Origin of the sequence: Citrobacter sp. Cu231, assembly GCF_030332265.1 — a bacterium.
Taxonomy (GTDB): domain Bacteria; phylum Pseudomonadota; class Gammaproteobacteria; order Enterobacterales; family Enterobacteriaceae; genus Citrobacter; species Citrobacter meridianamericanus.
The window spans coordinates 116,970-132,928 of record NZ_JAOWIE010000027.1 but is presented as its reverse complement, the minus strand read 5'-3'; the positions used below and the strand labels follow the sequence as shown (position 1 = coordinate 132,928).

Annotated in this window: 16 protein-coding genes and 5 tRNA genes; 19 read left to right on the top strand and 2 right to left on the bottom strand. The window is 49.9% G+C overall.

The features are described 5' to 3' along the window. Positions 1–1,194: 1,194 nt before the first annotated feature. The 18 genes from cydA to pnuC all read left to right on the top strand — a co-directional run bounded on the left by cydA (position 1,195) and on the right by pnuC (position 13,107). Complete coding sequence (gene cydA, locus OGY15_RS02490; RefSeq protein ID WP_151219691.1) at positions 1,195–2,763, top strand: cytochrome ubiquinol oxidase subunit I; 1,569 nt, start codon at positions 1,195–1,197, stop codon at positions 2,761–2,763. A gap of 15 nt (positions 2,764–2,778) precedes the next feature. After that, positions 2,779–3,918, top strand: coding sequence for a cytochrome d ubiquinol oxidase subunit II (cydB, locus tag OGY15_RS02485; protein WP_151219561.1), 1,140 nt, complete (start codon positions 2,779–2,781; stop codon positions 3,916–3,918). A 14-nt stretch (positions 3,919–3,932) separates the two neighbouring features. Then, positions 3,933–4,046 carry a cytochrome bd-I oxidase subunit CydX gene (cydX, locus tag OGY15_RS02480; RefSeq protein ID WP_003022970.1) on the top strand — a complete coding sequence of 38 codons (114 nt, stop codon included), beginning with the start codon at positions 3,933–3,935 and terminating at the stop codon, positions 4,044–4,046. Continuing rightward, the gene (gene ybgE / locus OGY15_RS02475; RefSeq protein ID WP_151219562.1) at positions 4,046–4,339 is read left to right on the top strand and encodes a cyd operon protein YbgE; all 294 of its coding nucleotides are present in this window, start codon (positions 4,046–4,048) and stop codon (positions 4,337–4,339) included. The genes cydX and ybgE overlap by 1 nt, the downstream gene beginning before the upstream one ends. Before the next feature lie 273 nt (positions 4,340–4,612). Next, complete coding sequence (gene ybgC, locus OGY15_RS02470) at positions 4,613–5,017, top strand: tol-pal system-associated acyl-CoA thioesterase (protein WP_045441116.1); 405 nt, start codon at positions 4,613–4,615, stop codon at positions 5,015–5,017. Then, on the top strand, positions 5,014–5,706 hold the full coding sequence (gene tolQ / locus OGY15_RS02465; RefSeq protein WP_003022976.1) for a Tol-Pal system protein TolQ: 693 nt from the start codon (positions 5,014–5,016) through the stop codon (positions 5,704–5,706). The genes ybgC and tolQ overlap by 4 nt, the downstream gene beginning before the upstream one ends. A gap of 3 nt (positions 5,707–5,709) precedes the next feature. Next, positions 5,710–6,138, top strand: coding sequence for a colicin uptake protein TolR (gene tolR, locus OGY15_RS02460; RefSeq protein ID WP_003022978.1), 429 nt, complete (start codon positions 5,710–5,712; stop codon positions 6,136–6,138). Positions 6,139–6,201: 63 nt separating this feature from the next. Continuing rightward, a complete protein-coding gene (gene tolA / locus OGY15_RS02455; RefSeq protein WP_008784157.1) occupies positions 6,202–7,458 on the top strand; it encodes a cell envelope integrity protein TolA in 1,257 nt (418 codons plus the stop codon). 128 nt (positions 7,459–7,586) lie between these two features. Further along, complete coding sequence (gene tolB / locus OGY15_RS02450) at positions 7,587–8,879, top strand: Tol-Pal system beta propeller repeat protein TolB (protein WP_003022981.1); 1,293 nt, start codon at positions 7,587–7,589, stop codon at positions 8,877–8,879. Between the two features lie 34 nt (positions 8,880–8,913). Then, positions 8,914–9,432: a peptidoglycan-associated lipoprotein Pal gene (gene pal / locus OGY15_RS02445; RefSeq protein ID WP_003022983.1), complete on the top strand. Its 519-nt coding sequence runs from the start codon at positions 8,914–8,916 to the stop codon at positions 9,430–9,432. Between the two features lie 9 nt (positions 9,433–9,441). Beyond that, a complete protein-coding gene (gene cpoB, locus OGY15_RS02440; RefSeq protein ID WP_151219564.1) occupies positions 9,442–10,230 on the top strand; it encodes a cell division protein CpoB in 789 nt (262 codons plus the stop codon). A 164-nt stretch (positions 10,231–10,394) separates the two neighbouring features. Continuing rightward, positions 10,395–10,470 (top strand) — tRNA-Lys (locus OGY15_RS02435). Between the two features lie 137 nt (positions 10,471–10,607). Continuing rightward, positions 10,608–10,683 (top strand) — tRNA-Val (locus OGY15_RS02430). A gap of 3 nt (positions 10,684–10,686) precedes the next feature. Next, a tRNA-Lys gene (locus OGY15_RS02425) sits at positions 10,687–10,762 on the top strand. 146 nt (positions 10,763–10,908) lie between these two features. Further along, positions 10,909–10,984: transfer RNA gene (locus OGY15_RS02420), tRNA-Lys, on the top strand. Positions 10,985–11,016: 32 nt separating this feature from the next. After that, a tRNA-Lys gene (locus OGY15_RS02415) sits at positions 11,017–11,092 on the top strand. A 224-nt stretch (positions 11,093–11,316) separates the two neighbouring features. Next, positions 11,317–12,360: a quinolinate synthase NadA gene (nadA, locus tag OGY15_RS02410; protein WP_187252781.1), complete on the top strand. Its 1,044-nt coding sequence runs from the start codon at positions 11,317–11,319 to the stop codon at positions 12,358–12,360. A 27-nt stretch (positions 12,361–12,387) separates the two neighbouring features. Continuing rightward, on the top strand, positions 12,388–13,107 hold the full coding sequence (gene pnuC, locus OGY15_RS02405) for a nicotinamide riboside transporter PnuC (RefSeq protein ID WP_151219566.1): 720 nt from the start codon (positions 12,388–12,390) through the stop codon (positions 13,105–13,107). Here the strand turns inward: pnuC and zitB are convergent. Next, positions 13,104–14,045 carry a CDF family zinc transporter ZitB gene (zitB, locus tag OGY15_RS02400; protein WP_151224966.1) on the bottom strand — a complete coding sequence of 314 codons (942 nt, stop codon included), beginning with the start codon at positions 14,043–14,045 and terminating at the stop codon, positions 13,104–13,106. The genes pnuC and zitB overlap by 4 nt on opposite strands. Before the next feature lie 113 nt (positions 14,046–14,158). Further along, on the bottom strand, positions 14,159–14,533 hold the full coding sequence (locus tag OGY15_RS02395; protein ID WP_286538033.1) for a YbgS-like family protein: 375 nt from the start codon (positions 14,531–14,533) through the stop codon (positions 14,159–14,161). Between the two features lie 317 nt (positions 14,534–14,850). Between OGY15_RS02395 and aroG the strand changes: the two genes are divergently transcribed. After that, on the top strand, positions 14,851–15,903 hold the full coding sequence (gene aroG / locus OGY15_RS02390) for a 3-deoxy-7-phosphoheptulonate synthase AroG (protein WP_187252779.1): 1,053 nt from the start codon (positions 14,851–14,853) through the stop codon (positions 15,901–15,903). Positions 15,904–15,959 lie beyond the last annotated feature (56 nt).

The following is a 15,959-nucleotide window of genomic DNA, read 5'->3' as shown; positions in this document are numbered from 1 at the left end:
GTCAATAAGTGAAAATTGTTTTCTAATATTTAGAACATGGAGTGCGACAACCTTTTAATAGGGTTGGAGTTTCTGTGGAAGCTGAAAAGGAAGCAATTGATCTATTTTCAAAATATCCTGCGCAAAATGATTGTTATATTTCTTGGTTATAAAATGTCATTAAAATCAATGTGTTGTTATTGTTTCTTGTTTCTTTTTTTAATTTGTTAGGGAAATGAGTAATAAATGACTTGCCATGTTTGTGATCGAAATCTTATTTTGTTGCGATGCTCATTCATGCGACGCTTTTTATAATTTCAAAAATTATTTCTGCTAAATAACTTGTGAACGGCATAACGGTTTTTTATTTTTTAATCTTATATGGCACAATTATCTTTTGTTAAATTTAAGATAAAAATGATAATGAATTGTTTGTATCAGATTTAATCTTATGTCACATAAAAAAGAGGGAGCAGGTACGATAACTTTCAGTGATGAGTGAAGCGAAGCGCCAACTTTCTGCGGTAAAACCTAAAATGCAATGAGGCGGTCAATGTCAGGCTCTTTCGCTTCTGATTGAGATAGTTACATTACGGTGTTAATCATAAGTAAAATTAAAATGAAAAAATTGTATGAAATAAATATTCACTGACTTGCTAAACAAAAAACTGTGAGCTACCCAGCAATAGTGACTCTTTATCTGTTGGCAAATTTGTCCGTCTGGCCGGTTAAAAGATCGTGTACATTTAAATAAATATCCTATCATTTGTAGTAACGGCAATTACTCATTGAAAAACATGTCGTTAACATGTTGTTTACTAGTCACCTGACTGCTAAACACTATTAACATTGGTTTTGGAAATTGATTTAAATCAATGTTTAAAACTTGGTAAACGATCTCAAAAGAGGTTAAATTGCTGCAGATCAAATTGGTCTGAAAGTGGTAAATTAGCTATAAATTGATCATTATCGAAAAATGCAAATTTACCTCGATAAAAACCTGTTTATTGTAAGGATTTTACGGCGTATTATAATTGCGGGATCAATTTGAGTGTTTTATTAACATGTTTGTAACCTATCGTCATTGTCCTTTCTTCAAACGAGAAGAAAGAGCTGCGGCGGAGGGGAGCAGATAAATTTGTATTGGGGCATGCGTGTGACCCTTTCTAACGGGGTTCACTCTCGGAGTCTTCATGCGATGAGCAAGGAGTCATGATGTTAGATATAGTCGAACTGTCACGCTTACAGTTTGCCTTGACCGCGATGTACCACTTCCTGTTTGTGCCACTGACGCTTGGTATGGCGTTCTTGTTGGCCATCATGGAAACGGTCTACGTCCTTTCCGGCAAACAGATTTATAAAGATATGACCAAGTTCTGGGGCAAGTTGTTTGGTATCAACTTCGCTCTGGGTGTGGCAACCGGTCTGACCATGGAGTTCCAGTTCGGGACTAACTGGTCTTACTATTCCCACTATGTAGGGGATATTTTCGGTGCGCCGCTGGCGATCGAAGGTTTGATGGCCTTCTTCCTCGAATCCACCTTTGTAGGTCTGTTCTTCTTCGGCTGGGACCGTTTGGGTAAAGTCCAGCATATGTGCGTCACCTGGCTGGTGGCTTTAGGTTCAAACCTGTCCGCACTGTGGATTCTGGTTGCGAACGGCTGGATGCAAAACCCAATCGCCGCGGATTTCAACTTTGAAACCATGCGCATGGAGATGCTGAGCTTCTCTGAACTGGTGCTCAACCCGGTAGCACAGGTGAAATTTGTTCACACTGTCGCCTCTGGTTATGTAACTGGTGCGATGTTCATCCTTGGCATTAGTGCGTATTACATGCTGAAAGGCCGCGACTTCGCTTTCGCAAAACGCTCATTCGCGATTGCTGCCAGCTTCGGTATGGCTGCTGTACTTTCTGTTATCGTTCTGGGTGATGAGTCCGGATACGAAATGGGTGACGTACAGAAAACCAAACTGGCTGCGATCGAAGCCGAGTGGGAAACTCAACCTGCTCCTGCTGCGTTTACTTTGTTCGGTATTCCCGATCAGGATAAACAAGAAAACAAATTTGCGATTCAAATTCCTTATGCGCTGGGCATCATTGCCACCCGCTCTGTTGATACACCGGTCATTGGTCTGAAAGACCTGATGGTGCAACACGAAGAGCGCATCCGTAACGGTATGAAAGCCTATCAGTTGCTGGAAGAACTGCGTGCTGGTAGTACCGATCAGGCCGTTCGCGACCAGTTCAACAGTATGAAGAAAGACCTGGGTTATGGTCTGCTGCTGAAACGCTATACCGATAAAGTCACCGACGCGACGGAAGCGCAAATTCAGCAGGCAACAAAAGATTCTATCCCACGTGTTGCACCGCTTTACTTCGCTTTCCGTATCATGGTGGCGTGCGGCTTCTTGCTGCTGGCAATTATTGCGTTGTCCTTCTGGAGCGTAATTCGTAACCGTATCGGTGAGAAAAAATGGCTGCTGCGTGCGGCGCTTTACGGTATTCCACTGCCGTGGATTGCTGTAGAAGCAGGTTGGTTTGTTGCCGAATATGGTCGTCAGCCATGGGCGATCGGTGAGGTGTTACCAACGGCGGTTGCAAACTCATCGTTAACAGTAGGTGACCTATTGTTCTCCATGATCCTGATTTGTGGCCTGTATACCCTGTTCCTGGTGGCAGAATTGTTCTTAATGTTCAAGTTTGCACGCCTCGGCCCAAGCAGCCTGAAAACCGGTCGCTATCACTTTGAGCAGTCCAATGTGACTTCTCAGCCGGCACGCTAAGACAGGAGTCGTCAAATGATCGATTATGAAGTATTGCGTTTTGTCTGGTGGCTGCTGGTCGGCATTCTGCTGATTGGTTTTGCGGTCACTGATGGCTTCGACATGGGGGTGGGCATGCTCACCCGTTTCCTCGGTCGTAATGATACCGAGCGTCGAATTATGATTAACTCCATCGCCCCGCACTGGGATGGTAACCAGGTGTGGTTGATCACCGCGGGTGGCGCATTGTTCGCTGCCTGGCCGATGGTGTATGCCGCTGCATTCTCCGGTTTCTATGTGGCGATGGTTCTGGTGCTGGCGTCCTTGTTCTTTCGTCCGGTCGGTTTTGATTACCGTTCCAAGATTGAAGACACTCGTTGGCGTAACATGTGGGACTGGGGCATCTTTATTGGTAGCTTCGTTCCACCGTTGGTGATTGGTGTGGCGTTCGGTAACCTGCTGCAAGGGGTTCCGTTCCACATTGATGAGTACCTGCGCCTTTACTACACAGGTAACTTCTTCCAGTTGCTGAATCCGTTTGGTCTGCTGGCGGGTGTTGTGAGCGTTGGGATGATCATCACCCAGGGCGCGACCTATCTGCAGATGCGTACTGTGGGTGAGTTACATCTGCGTACCCGCACCACCGCTCAGGTAGCGGCGCTGGTGACTCTGGTCTGTTTCGCGCTGGCGGGTGTATGGGTGATGTACGGTATTGACGGTTATGTTGTGACTTCTGCAGTTGATCATCATGCGGCGTCTAACCCGCTGACCAAAGAAGTCGCGCGTGAAGCAGGCGCATGGTTGGTGAACTTTAATAATGCACCGATCCTGTGGTTGATTCCGGCACTGGGTGTGGTTCTGCCGCTGTTGACTATCCTGACCTCTCGTATGGAGAAAGGGGCATGGGCGTTCGTCTTCTCTTCATTGACGTTAGCCTGCATCATCCTGACTGCTGGTATTGCAATGTTCCCGTTTGTGATGCCATCCAGCACCATGATGAACGCGAGTCTGACCATGTGGGATGCAACGTCCAGCCAGCTGACGCTGAACGTGATGACCTATGTGGCATGTGTGTTCGTGCCAATTATTCTCCTCTACACCACATGGTGCTACTGGAAGATGTTTGGTCGTATCACCAAAGAAGATATTGAACGTAACACACACTCTCTGTACTAAGTAAGGAGCTTAAAATGTGGTATTTCGCATGGATTTTGGGAACGCTTCTTGCCTGTGCATTTGGGATAATCACAGCGCTGGCGCTTGAGCACGTTGAATCAGGCAAGGCCGGACAAGAAGATAGCTGATGACCAACATTATCGCGATAGTATATGCGGTAATGGACAAGCGCCCCTTGCGGGCGCTTTCCTTTGTGCTGGCAATCGTGTTGGCCGGCTGCATATTCTGGGAACCGTCACGTTTCGCGGCCAAAACCAGTACGCTTGAAATCTGGCATGGTTTTCTGCTGATGTGGGCGGTCTGCGCAGGCATCATTCATGGCGTTGGCTTTCGTCCTCGCGCCGTACACTGGCAGGGCATCTTCTGCCCGCTGATCGCAGATATCGTCCTCGTGGTTGGTCTGATTTTCTTCTTCTTTTGAATAAGAAACATCCTTAAATATTTATGGGCTTGCATAAGCCCATAATTTTTTACTCTCCGTTTACTTTCCCCCATTCCAAAGCACCATTCCCGCGCGTATAGTAGCGAAGTTCGAAAGCACCAACCTAATTGCATTACCGGGATGTAAAGTGAAGACAGCGCGATATACAACGACATTCTTGATGCATCGCGGCGGCAAGAACGCGAGTCACCAGGGGCTTACAAAGTTAAGCGACCGGTGTGAGTGGGCAAAGCCAACAAAGAGGCAGTAAGAATGAATAAGTATATTTTCCGATGGCCGGTTCGTGTCTATTATGAAGACACCGATGCCGGTGGGGTGGTTTATCACGCCAGTTACGTCGCTTTTTATGAAAGAGCACGCACAGAGATGCTGCGTCATCATCACTTCAGTCAGCAGGTTCTGTTGGCCGAACGTGTAGCCTTTGTGGTGCGCAAGATGACCCTTGAGTATTTTGCGCCTGCCCGGCTCGACGATATGCTCGAAGTCCAAACCGAAATTACGTCAATGCGTGGCACCTCATTGGTTTTCACGCAACGCATTGTCAACGCAGAGAACACCGTGCTGAATGAAGCCGAAGTTCTGATTGTTTGCGTTGATCCACTCAAAATGAAGCCTCGTGCGCTTCCCAAGTCTATTGTCGCGGAGTTTAAGCAGTGACTGACATGAATATCCTTGATTTGTTCCTGAAGGCAAGCCTTCTGGTTAAACTTATCATGTTGATTTTGATTGGTTTCTCAATCGCATCCTGGGCTATTATTATCCAGCGGACCCGTATTCTTAATGCTGCTTCACGTGAAGCCGAAGCATTTGAAGACAAGTTCTGGTCCGGCATTGAGTTGTCGCGCCTGTACCAGGAAAGTCAGGGGCGTCGTGATAATCTGGCGGGTTCAGAGCAAATTTTTTATAGCGGGTTCAAAGAATTTGCGCGTCTGCATAGGGCGAATAGCCATGCGCCTGAAGCGGTCGTTGAGGGGGCATCCCGTGCGATGCGTATCTCGATGAACCGTGAACTGGAAACGCTGGAAACGCATATTCCATTCCTCGGCACTGTCGGCTCCATCAGCCCGTATATCGGTCTGTTCGGTACCGTTTGGGGGATCATGCACGCCTTTATCGCGCTGGGCGCGGTAAAACAGGCGACGCTGCAAATGGTTGCGCCGGGTATCGCGGAAGCGTTGATTGCAACGGCTATCGGCCTGTTTGCGGCAATTCCGGCGGTTATGGCTTACAACCGACTGAATCAGCGCGTGAACAAGCTGGAACTGAATTACGACAACTTTATGGAAGAGTTCACCGCGATTCTGCACCGCCAGGCGTTTACCGTTAGCGAGAGCAACAAGGGGTAAACCATGGCCAGAACGCGTGGACGAGGTCGTCGCGAACTTAAGTCCGAAATCAATATTGTCCCGCTGCTCGACGTACTGCTGGTGCTGTTACTGATCTTTATGGCAACCGCGCCGATCATTACGCAGAGTGTGGAAGTTGACCTGCCGGATGCGACCGAATCGCAAGCCGTCAGCAGTAACGACGAGCCACCGGTCATTATTGAAGTTTCCGGTATTGGGCAATACAGCGTGGTCGTTGAGAAAGACAGGATGGATCAACTGCCGCCGGAGCAGGTTATCGCGGAAGCGAAAAGCCGCCTGCAGACCAATCCGAAAACAGTATTTTTAATCGGTGGTGCGAAAGACGTGCCTTATGATGAAATAATTAAAGCGCTGAACTTGTTACACAGTGCAGGCGTAAAATCGGTTGGCCTGATGACGCAGCCAATCTGATGACTGCATATTGCTGGCTTGAAAGATAGCGCGTAACAGGCGAACAGTTTTTGGGAACCGAGAGTGTCAAAGGCAACCGAACAAAACGACAAGCTCAAAAGGGCGATAATTATTTCAGCGGTGCTGCATGTCATTTTATTTGCAGCGCTGATCTGGAGTTCGTTCGATGAGCACATTGATGCTTCAGCCGGCGGCGGTGGCGGTTCGTCTATCGACGCCGTTATGGTCGATCCTGGTGCCGTTGTTCAACAGTACGATCGCCAGCAGCAACAGCAGGCAAGTGCGAAACGTGCAGAAGAACAGCGCGAAAAACAGGCGCAACAGCAAGCAGAGGAACTTCGTGAGAAGCAAGCTGCTGAGCAAGAACGACTGAAGCAACTGGAAAAAGAACGTTTAGCTGCGCAGGAAAAAGTGCGCGAGCAGGCGGAACAGCAGAAGCAAGCAGAGGCCGCCGCCGCGAAAGCGCAAGAACAACAGAAACAGGCTGAAGAGGCTGCGGCGAAGGCTGCTGCAGACGCGAAGGCCAAGGCTGATGCTCAGGCGAAACAAGCGGCAGATGCCGCGAAGAAAGCTGCTGCGGACGCACAGAAAAAAGCTGAGGCAGAAGCCGCTAAAGCCGCTGCTGATGCGAAGAAAGCTGCCGAAGCACAAGCTGCTAAGGCTGCCGCAGATGCTGCGAAGAAAGCGCAGGCTGAAGCCGCTAAGCAAGCAGCAGCCGAGAAAGCTGCCGCTGAGAAAGCAGAAAAAGCCGCCGCCGCGAAAGCAGCCGCTGCTGAAAAGGCTGCCGCTGACAAAAAAGCAGCTGCTGAAAAAGCTGCGGCAGATAAAAAGGCTGCTGCTGAGAAAGCCGCTGCCGATAAGAAAGCTGCAGCAGATAAAGCTGCTGCTGCGAAAAAGGCTGCCGCCGAAAAAGCCGCCGCAGCATCTGGCGTTGACGACTTGTTGGGCGACCTAAGCTCCGGTAAGAATGCACCGAAATCGGGTGGTGGAGCGAAAGGAAACGGCCAACCGGCGAAAGATAGTGGTACAAGTGGTGCAAATGGCGGTGCATCTGGCGCTGATATCAGTGCTTACGCATCTCAAATTCGTAATGCGATTCAGAGCCGTCTGTATGGTGCCGATTTGTATGCGGGAAAATCCTGCGTATTACATATCAAGTTAGCGCCTGATGGTCTGTTACTGGATGTGACCGAAGAGGGCGGGGATCCGGCATTGTGCCAGGCTGCGCTGACGGCTGCGAAAACAGCCAGAATTCCTAAACCGCCTAGCCAGGCTGTTTATGAAAAAGTAAAAGATGCCAAACTGGACTTTAAACTGTAATAACGACCCCTGAGAAATCGGGGGAAACGGTCTAAGGTTGAGACAGTGTTCTGGTAGTTTTGTGTATTTGAGTTTGTTAACATTCTGCTAAATTATCGTGGGCTTTCCGTCCAGATAAGGGAGATATGATGAAGCAGGCATTACGAGTTGCATTTGGTTTTCTGATGCTGTGGGCAGCGGTGCTGCACGCAGAAGTACGTATCGAGATCACCCAAGGGGTGGACTCGGCACGCCCGATTGGTGTTGTCCCCTTCCAGTGGGCAGGACCGGGTGCTGCACCTGAAGATATCGGTGGTATCGTGGGTGCTGACCTGCGAAACAGCGGTAAATTTAACCCATTAGACCGTTCTCGCCTGCCGCAGCAGCCGGGTACCGCGCAGGAAGTTCAACCTGCCGCATGGTCTGCTCTGGGTATTGATGCCGTAGTGGTTGGCCAGGTCACACCGAATCCAGATGGTTCCTACAGTGTTGCTTATCAACTGGTTGATACCGGTGGCGCACCGGGTACCGTACTGGCACAGAACACGTATAAAGTGAACAAGCAGTGGTTGCGTTACGCAGGCCATACCGCAAGTGACGAAGTGTTTGAAAAACTGACCGGTATTAAAGGTGCATTCCGTACCCGTATCGCTTATGTTGTTCAGACTAACGGCGGTCAGTTCCCGTACGAGTTACGCGTGTCCGACTACGATGGCTACAACCAGTTTGTGGTACACCGTTCTCCGCAACCGCTGATGTCTCCGGCGTGGTCTCCGGACGGTTCAAAACTGGCGTACGTAACCTTCGAGAGCGGTCGTTCTGCACTGGTTATTCAGACATTGTCTAATGGCGCAGTTCGTCAGGTAGCGTCGTTCCCACGTCACAACGGTGCACCTGCGTTTTCTCCGGATGGCAGCAAGCTGGCGTTTGCCCTGTCTAAAACCGGTAGCCTGAACTTGTATGTCATGGACATTGGTTCCGGTCAGATTCGTCAGGTGACGGATGGTCGCAGCAACAACACGGAACCGACCTGGTTCCCGGACAGCCAAAACCTGGCCTTTACGTCTGACCAGGCTGGTCGTCCGCAGGTATACAAAGTTAACGTTAACGGCGGTGCTCCGCAGCGTATTACCTGGGAAGGTTCGCAAAACCAGGATGCGGATGTGAGCAGCGACGGTAAATTTATGGTAATGGTAAGCTCGGCAAATGGTCAGCAGCACATTGCCAAACAAGATCTGGTAGCGGGTGGCGTACAAGTTCTGTCGTCAACGTTCCTGGACGAAACGCCAAGTCTGGCACCTAACGGCACTATGGTAATCTACAGCTCTTCTCAGGGGATGGGATCCGTGCTGAATTTGGTTTCTACAGATGGGCGTTTCAAAGCGCGTCTTCCGGCAACTGATGGTCAGGTAAAATTCCCTGCCTGGTCGCCGTATCTGTGATAATAAATAATTGATTAATAAAGGAATCATTGAAATGCAACTGAACAAAGTGCTGAAAGGGCTGATGATTGCTCTGCCTGTTATGGCTATTGCGGCATGTTCTTCTAACAAGAACGCCAGCAATGACGGCAGCGAAGGCATGCTGGGTGCCGGCACTGGTATGGATGCAAACGGCAGCGGCAACATGTCTTCTGAAGAGCAAGCGCGTCTTCAGATGCAACAGCTGCAGCAGAACAACATCGTTTACTTCGATCTGGACAAGTACGATATCCGTTCTGACTTCGCTGCAATGCTGGATGCTCACGCTAACTTCCTGCGTAGCAACCCGTCTTACAAAGTCACCGTAGAAGGTCATGCGGACGAACGTGGTACTCCTGAGTACAACATCTCCTTGGGTGAGCGTCGTGCAAACGCCGTTAAGATGTACCTGCAGGGTAAAGGCGTTTCTGCTGACCAGATCTCCATCGTTTCTTACGGTAAAGAAAAACCTGCAGTACTGGGTCATGACGAAGCGGCTTACGCCAAAAACCGTCGCGCCGTACTGGTTTACTAAGAGAATTGCATGAGCAGTAACTTCAGACATCACGTGTTGAGTCTGTCGTTACTGGTTGGCATAGCGGCCCCTTGGGCCGCTTTTGCTCAGGCGCCAATCAGTAGTGTCGGCTCAGGCTCGGTCGAAGACCGTGTCACTCAACTCGAGCGTATTTCTAACGCTCACAGTCAGCTTTTAACCCAACTCCAGCAACAACTCTCCGATAATCAGTCCGATATTGATTCCCTGCGCGGTCAAATTCAGGAAAATCAGTACCAGCTGAATCAGGTTGTTGAGCGCCAGAAGCAAATATTGCTGCAGATGAATAATCTTGGCAGCGGTAGCGCGCCTGCTGCGCAATCTGCAGGTGGCGATCAGAGTGGGGCGGCAACCCCAGCACCTGATGCAGGCGCTGCGACAACGTCAGGGGCGCCCGCGCAAACTGGCGATGCGAATACCGATTACAATGCGGCAATTGCTCTGGTGCAGGATAAATCTCGCCAGGATGACGCGATTGAAGCATTTCAGAACTTCATCAAAAAATACCCGGACTCAACTTACCTGCCCAATGCGAATTATTGGCTGGGTCAGTTGAATTACAATAAGGGTAAAAAAGATGATGCAGCGTTCTATTTTGCTTCGGTAGTAAAAAACTTCCCGAAATCACCGAAGGCTGCAGACGCGATGTACAAAGTCGGCGTCATCATGCAGGACAAAGGTGACACAGCAAAAGCTAAAGCGGTTTATCAGCAGGTTATCACTAAATACCCTGGCACTGATGGCGCGAAACAAGCGCAAAAACGCCTTGGCGCGATGTAATGACCACGACACGACCAGAAATCGTGTTATTTCTGGTCGTGTCGTGTGATTCCTAAGCAGTTGAGTTATTTACATCGAAATTTTTGTTGCGCTAAAATCTGAAATCAGTAATATATGCCGCCGTTGCCAAGGGATATCAAACAAACCAAAAGCAGCGCAAAAGCGGGTCGTTAGCTCAGTTGGTAGAGCAGTTGACTTTTAATCAATTGGTCGCAGGTTCGAATCCTGCACGACCCACCAATCGCTAAGGTGGAACGCGATTGTAAAACGTGAAGGATAACGTTGCGTAAGCAACGGCCCGTAGGGCGAGACGAAGTCAAGTCATCCTGCACGACCCACCACTAACTCAGTTAGTAAGTAGTATCCAGCGTAGTATCGGGTGATTAGCTCAGCTGGGAGAGCACCTCCCTTACAAGGAGGGGGTCGGCGGTTCGATCCCGTCATCACCCACCACTCGGGGCGTTAGCTCAGTTGGTAGAGCAGTTGACTTTTAATCAATTGGTCGCAGGTTCGAATCCTGCACGCCCCACCAACTTTAACATCGTACTCAGATGTTAAACGTGAAGGATAACGTTGCGTAAGCAACGGCCCGTTAGGGCGAGACGAAATCGAGTCATCCTGCACGCCCCACCAATTTATTGGTGGTACCGAGTAAAAATTTTCAGGTTATTCCCGAGCGGGTCGTTAGCTCAGTTGGTAGAGCAGTTGACTTTTAATCAATTGGTCGCAGGTTCGAATCCTGCACGACCCACCATCCTAGAAGTATAAAGAAGTAAACCCCATAAGGGGGCGTTAGCTCAGTTGGTAGAGCAGTTGACTTTTAATCAATTGGTCGCAGGTTCGAATCCTGCACGCCCCACCAGTGTAAAAAAGCGCCCTAAAGGCGCTTTTTTGCTATCTGCGATTTAAAAGATTTGAACCTGCAGGCCCGCCGGTCGCCATCCGGCACTCATCACTCGCAATTATTGTGACTTTTCTGCGCCAATCCGCTATCTTGTTTAGCATATAAAACAAATCAAACCGAATATGGCGTGCGTCACGCTTTTAATCGGTTAATTCGTTAAGCCAGTAAAACGAGAAAGCAAGATGAGCGTGATGTTTGATCCAGAAGCAGCAATTTATCCGTTTCCGCCGAAGCCAGGGCCGCTGAGTGTGGATGAAAAGCAATTTTATCGTGAAAAAATCAAGCGCCTGTTGAAAGAGCGTGATGCCGTTATGGTCGCGCACTATTACACCGATCCTGAAATTCAGCAATTGGCCGAAGAGACCGGTGGCTGTATTTCTGATTCTCTGGAGATGGCGCGGTTCGGTGCAAAACACCCAGCTTCTACGCTGCTGGTTGCGGGCGTGAGGTTTATGGGAGAAACCGCCAAAATTCTCAGCCCGGAAAAGACTATCCTGATGCCAACCTTACAGGCGGAATGTTCATTAGATCTGGGCTGTCCGATAGACGCGTTCAGCGCATTCTGCGACGCGCATCCGGATCGTACCGTGGTGGTTTACGCCAATACTTCAGCCGCCGTTAAAGCTCGTGCTGACTGGGTCGTGACCTCCAGTATCGCGGTTGAACTTATTGAGCATCTTGATAGCTTAGGTGAAAAAATCATCTGGGCTCCGGACAGACATCTGGGTAACTACGTGCAGAAACAAACCGGCGCAGATGTGCTCTGCTGGCAGGGGGCCTGTATTGTCCACGACGAGTTTAAAACCCAGGCTTTAACGCGCATGAAAGGACTGTACCCTGATGCTGCGGTGCTGGTGCACCCGGAGTCACCTCAGTCTATCGTTGATATGGCCGATGCGGTTGGCTCAACCAGTCAGCTCATCACCGCAGCTAAATCGTTACCGCATAAGCAGCTGATTGTGGCGACTGACCGGGGCATTTTTTACAAAATGCAGCAGGCCGTTCCGGATAAAGAGCTGCTTGAAGCTCCAACGGCTGGCGAGGGGGCCACCTGTCGTAGCTGCGCGCATTGTCCATGGATGGCGATGAACGGCCTCAAGGCCATTGCTGAGGGGCTGGAGCATGGCGGCGCGGCGCATGAAATACATGTTGATCACGCACTGCGAGAAGGGGCATTGTTGCCATTAAATCGTATGTTGGAATTTGCGGCTACACTACGAGCTTAATACTTTATTTTTGCTCTGGGGGAAAAGATGGACTTTTTTAGCACGCAGAACATTCTGGTACATATTCCGATTGGCGCAGGTGGTTACGATCTATCGTGGATCGAAGCCGTGGGGACGATCGCCGGGTTGCTGTGTATTGGCCTGGCGAGTCTTGAGAAAATCAGCAATTACGTTTTCGGTCTGATAAACGTCACGCTGTTTGCGATTATCTTCTTTCAGATCCAGCTTTATGCCAGCCTGTTGCTGCAAGTCTTTTTCTTTGCCGCCAACATCTACGGTTGGTATGCCTGGTCCCGGCAAACCAACCAGCATGAAGCGGAATTGAAAATTCGCTGGCTGCCGTTGCCAAAAGCGATCGGCTGGCTGGCGGCTTGTGTGGTGGCGATCGGCCTGATGTCGGTCTATATCGATCCGGTCTTTGCGTTGCTGACTCGTATTGCGGTCAACATAATGCAGGCATTGGGACTGCAGGTTGCTGTGCCTGAACTGCAACCCGATGCATTCCCGTTCTGGGACTCCTGCATGATGGTGCTTTCGATTGCGGCGATGATCCTGATGACGCGCAAATACGTTGAAAACTGGCTGCTGTGGGTGATCATCAACGTAATCAGCGTGGTGATCTTTGCCCTGCAAGGCGTATATGCCATGTCGCTGGAATATATGATCCTGACGGTTATCGCCCTCAACGGGAGCAGGATGTGGATCAACAGTGCGCGTGAGCGAGGTTCCCACGCGCTGTCTCATTAATGGTGATGATGTGAATGGCCGGACACACCCTGATACAGGTGGCAGTCCGGTCCATTGCACGGCTGATACTCCATCTGAATCGTCGCGTGTTCAATCTGGTAATGATGGATAAGGAAATGCTGAATACGCTCCAGCAGCGCATCATGATCGTGCGGCGGGATCACCTGCACATGCAGCGTCATTACCGGCTTTTCTCCCACCATCCAGACGTGGACATGGTGCACATTGCGGACTTCGGGAATATCCCGGCTGAGATGGCGCTGCAGTGCGGCGATATCCAGCGCCAGCGGAGCCCCTTCCAGTAATTCGTTGACGCTATCTTTTAATAATCGCCAGGCGCTGCGCAGCACCAGTACGGATACCAAAATTGAGAGGATCGGGTCCGCAGGCGTCCAGCCCGTCCAGATAATAATCAACGCAGCGATGATTGCCCCGACCGAGCCGAGTAAATCGCCCATCACATGCAGCGCTGCGGCACGGACGTTCAAATTTTTCTCTTCGCTGCCGCGATGTAAAACCCAAAAAGCAAGCACGTTGGCCAGTAAACCCGCGACAGCAATAACCATCATCATGCCGCCCGCCACGGGACGAGGTGTCTGGAAGCGCTCAATCGCCTCCCAGACGATTAAAATGGTGATAACGACCAATGCGATGGCATTAACGAATGCGGCCAGCGTCGTGAGCCTCAGCCAGCCGAAGGTGTGGCGTATTGTGGGTGGGCGACGGGAAAACTGAACGGCCAACAGCGCGAAAAGCAGCGCTGCCGCATCCGTAAGCATATGCCCGGCGTCGGCCAGCAAGGCCAGTGAGCCTGAAAGTATTCCGCCCACCACTTCGACCAACATAAATCCGGCGGTAATGCAGAATGCGAACATCAGTCGGCGGGCGTTATTGTCTTTGGGTTGCTCAGAGGAAGTATGAGTATGTGCGTGCGCCATTATGCCATCCCTTTGTTATTCTCATCTTTACTGTATGCCATCATACCGTTTTTGGGACGATAAAATTAAAAAGGAGAGCTATTGCTCTCCCGTTATTAGCTTTATTTTCAGCGTTACTGCGTGGTGCCGTCAGTTTTGGTATCAACATCATTGTTGATGCCGTTTCCAGTCTCAACCTTCTTGTTCACATCAGGACAGCGACCGTCCTTACACATGGTGTTTTTGTGCATCTCGTCTTTGGTCATCCCCTCATGGTTCATTGATGAACCGTTCGGGTGCAGCATCGTGCCACCTGAATTCACGTTACTGTTGTCGACATTATTCGGCGCTACGTTTTCGCGAGCGTCTGGTGCGACCTGACCGGCATCTGCCGAGGAATTTGCCTGGCCATTATTGGACTGCGAGTTGGTTTCAGCGGCCAGCGCCGCACTGCTGGCGAGGCTGAGGGTAGCAGTAAGAAAGAGTGAAGCCAGCTTAGTCATATGCATAATATGCTCCTGTTAAGGTCGATATGTCGGATAACGTCTTCCAACAGTGCATGTGCCAGTTACATCATCAATACGTGGTTAATCGTTTTGCTTTGGAAATTAAAACCAGCATACAATCTTGAAATCTATGAAAATTTAAGATGTTACAGTTAGAAATTGTAGTCTGGATCTCATTTTTCGCTACATTATTGCGTTTTTTTACCAGATTCCAGGATTAATCCGTCCAAAGTGTAAAACCCCGTTTACACCTTATGACTGAAGATATAGATTGGAGGGATTGCATTCATTTATATAAGTATGGCAACGCTGGAATAATCATGAATTATCAGAACGACGATTTACGCATCAAAGAGATCAACGAGTTATTACCGCCAGTCGCACTGCTGGAAAAATTCCCCGCTACTGAAAATGCCGCAAATACGGTGGCTCATGCCCGTAAGGCAATTCATAAAATTCTGAAAGGGAACGACGATCGCCTGTTAGTGGTGATTGGGCCGTGCTCTATTCATGATCCGGCTGCCGCCAAAGAGTACGCCACTCGCCTGCTGGCGCTGCGCGAAGAGTTAAAAGGCGAGCTTGAAATTGTCATGCGAGTCTATTTCGAAAAGCCGCGTACCACCGTCGGCTGGAAGGGGCTTATCAACGATCCGCACATGGACAATAGCTTCCAGATCAACGATGGACTGCGCATTGCGCGTAAACTGCTGTTGGATATCAACGACAGCGGATTGCCAGCTGCAGGTGAATTCCTCGATATGATCACGCCGCAATATCTTGCCGACCTGATGAGTTGGGGCGCTATTGGAGCACGTACCACTGAGTCTCAGGTGCACCGCGAACTGGCATCTGGTCTGTCCTGCCCGGTTGGCTTTAAAAACGGTACTGATGGCACGATCAAAGTTGCGATTGATGCAATCAACGCCGCAGGGGCACCACACTGCTTCCTGTCTGTGACCAAATGGGGTCATTCGGCGATCGTGAATACCAGCGGTAATGGTGATTGCCATATCATTCTGCGCGGTGGCAAAGAGCCGAACTACAGCGCTCAGCATGTTGCCGACGTGAAAGAAGGTCTGATTAAAGCAGGGCTCTCTGCGCAAGTGATGATCGACTTTAGCCATGCCAACTCCAGCAAGCAGTTCAAAAAGCAGATGGATGTTGCGAAAGATGTTTGCGGGCAAGTTGCTGGTGGTGAAAAAGCGATTATTGGCGTGATGATCGAAAGCCATCTGGTCGAGGGTAATCAGAACCCGGATAGCGGCGAACCGCTGACCTACGGTAAGAGCATCACCGACGCCTGCATTGGCTGGGAAGATACTGATGCGGTGTTACGTCAACTGGCGGATGCGGTAAAAGCGCGCCGCGGTTAAACGTTAGCCTACCAGAAAGATAAAAAAAGCGCGGATAGTCCGCGCTTTTTTATGCG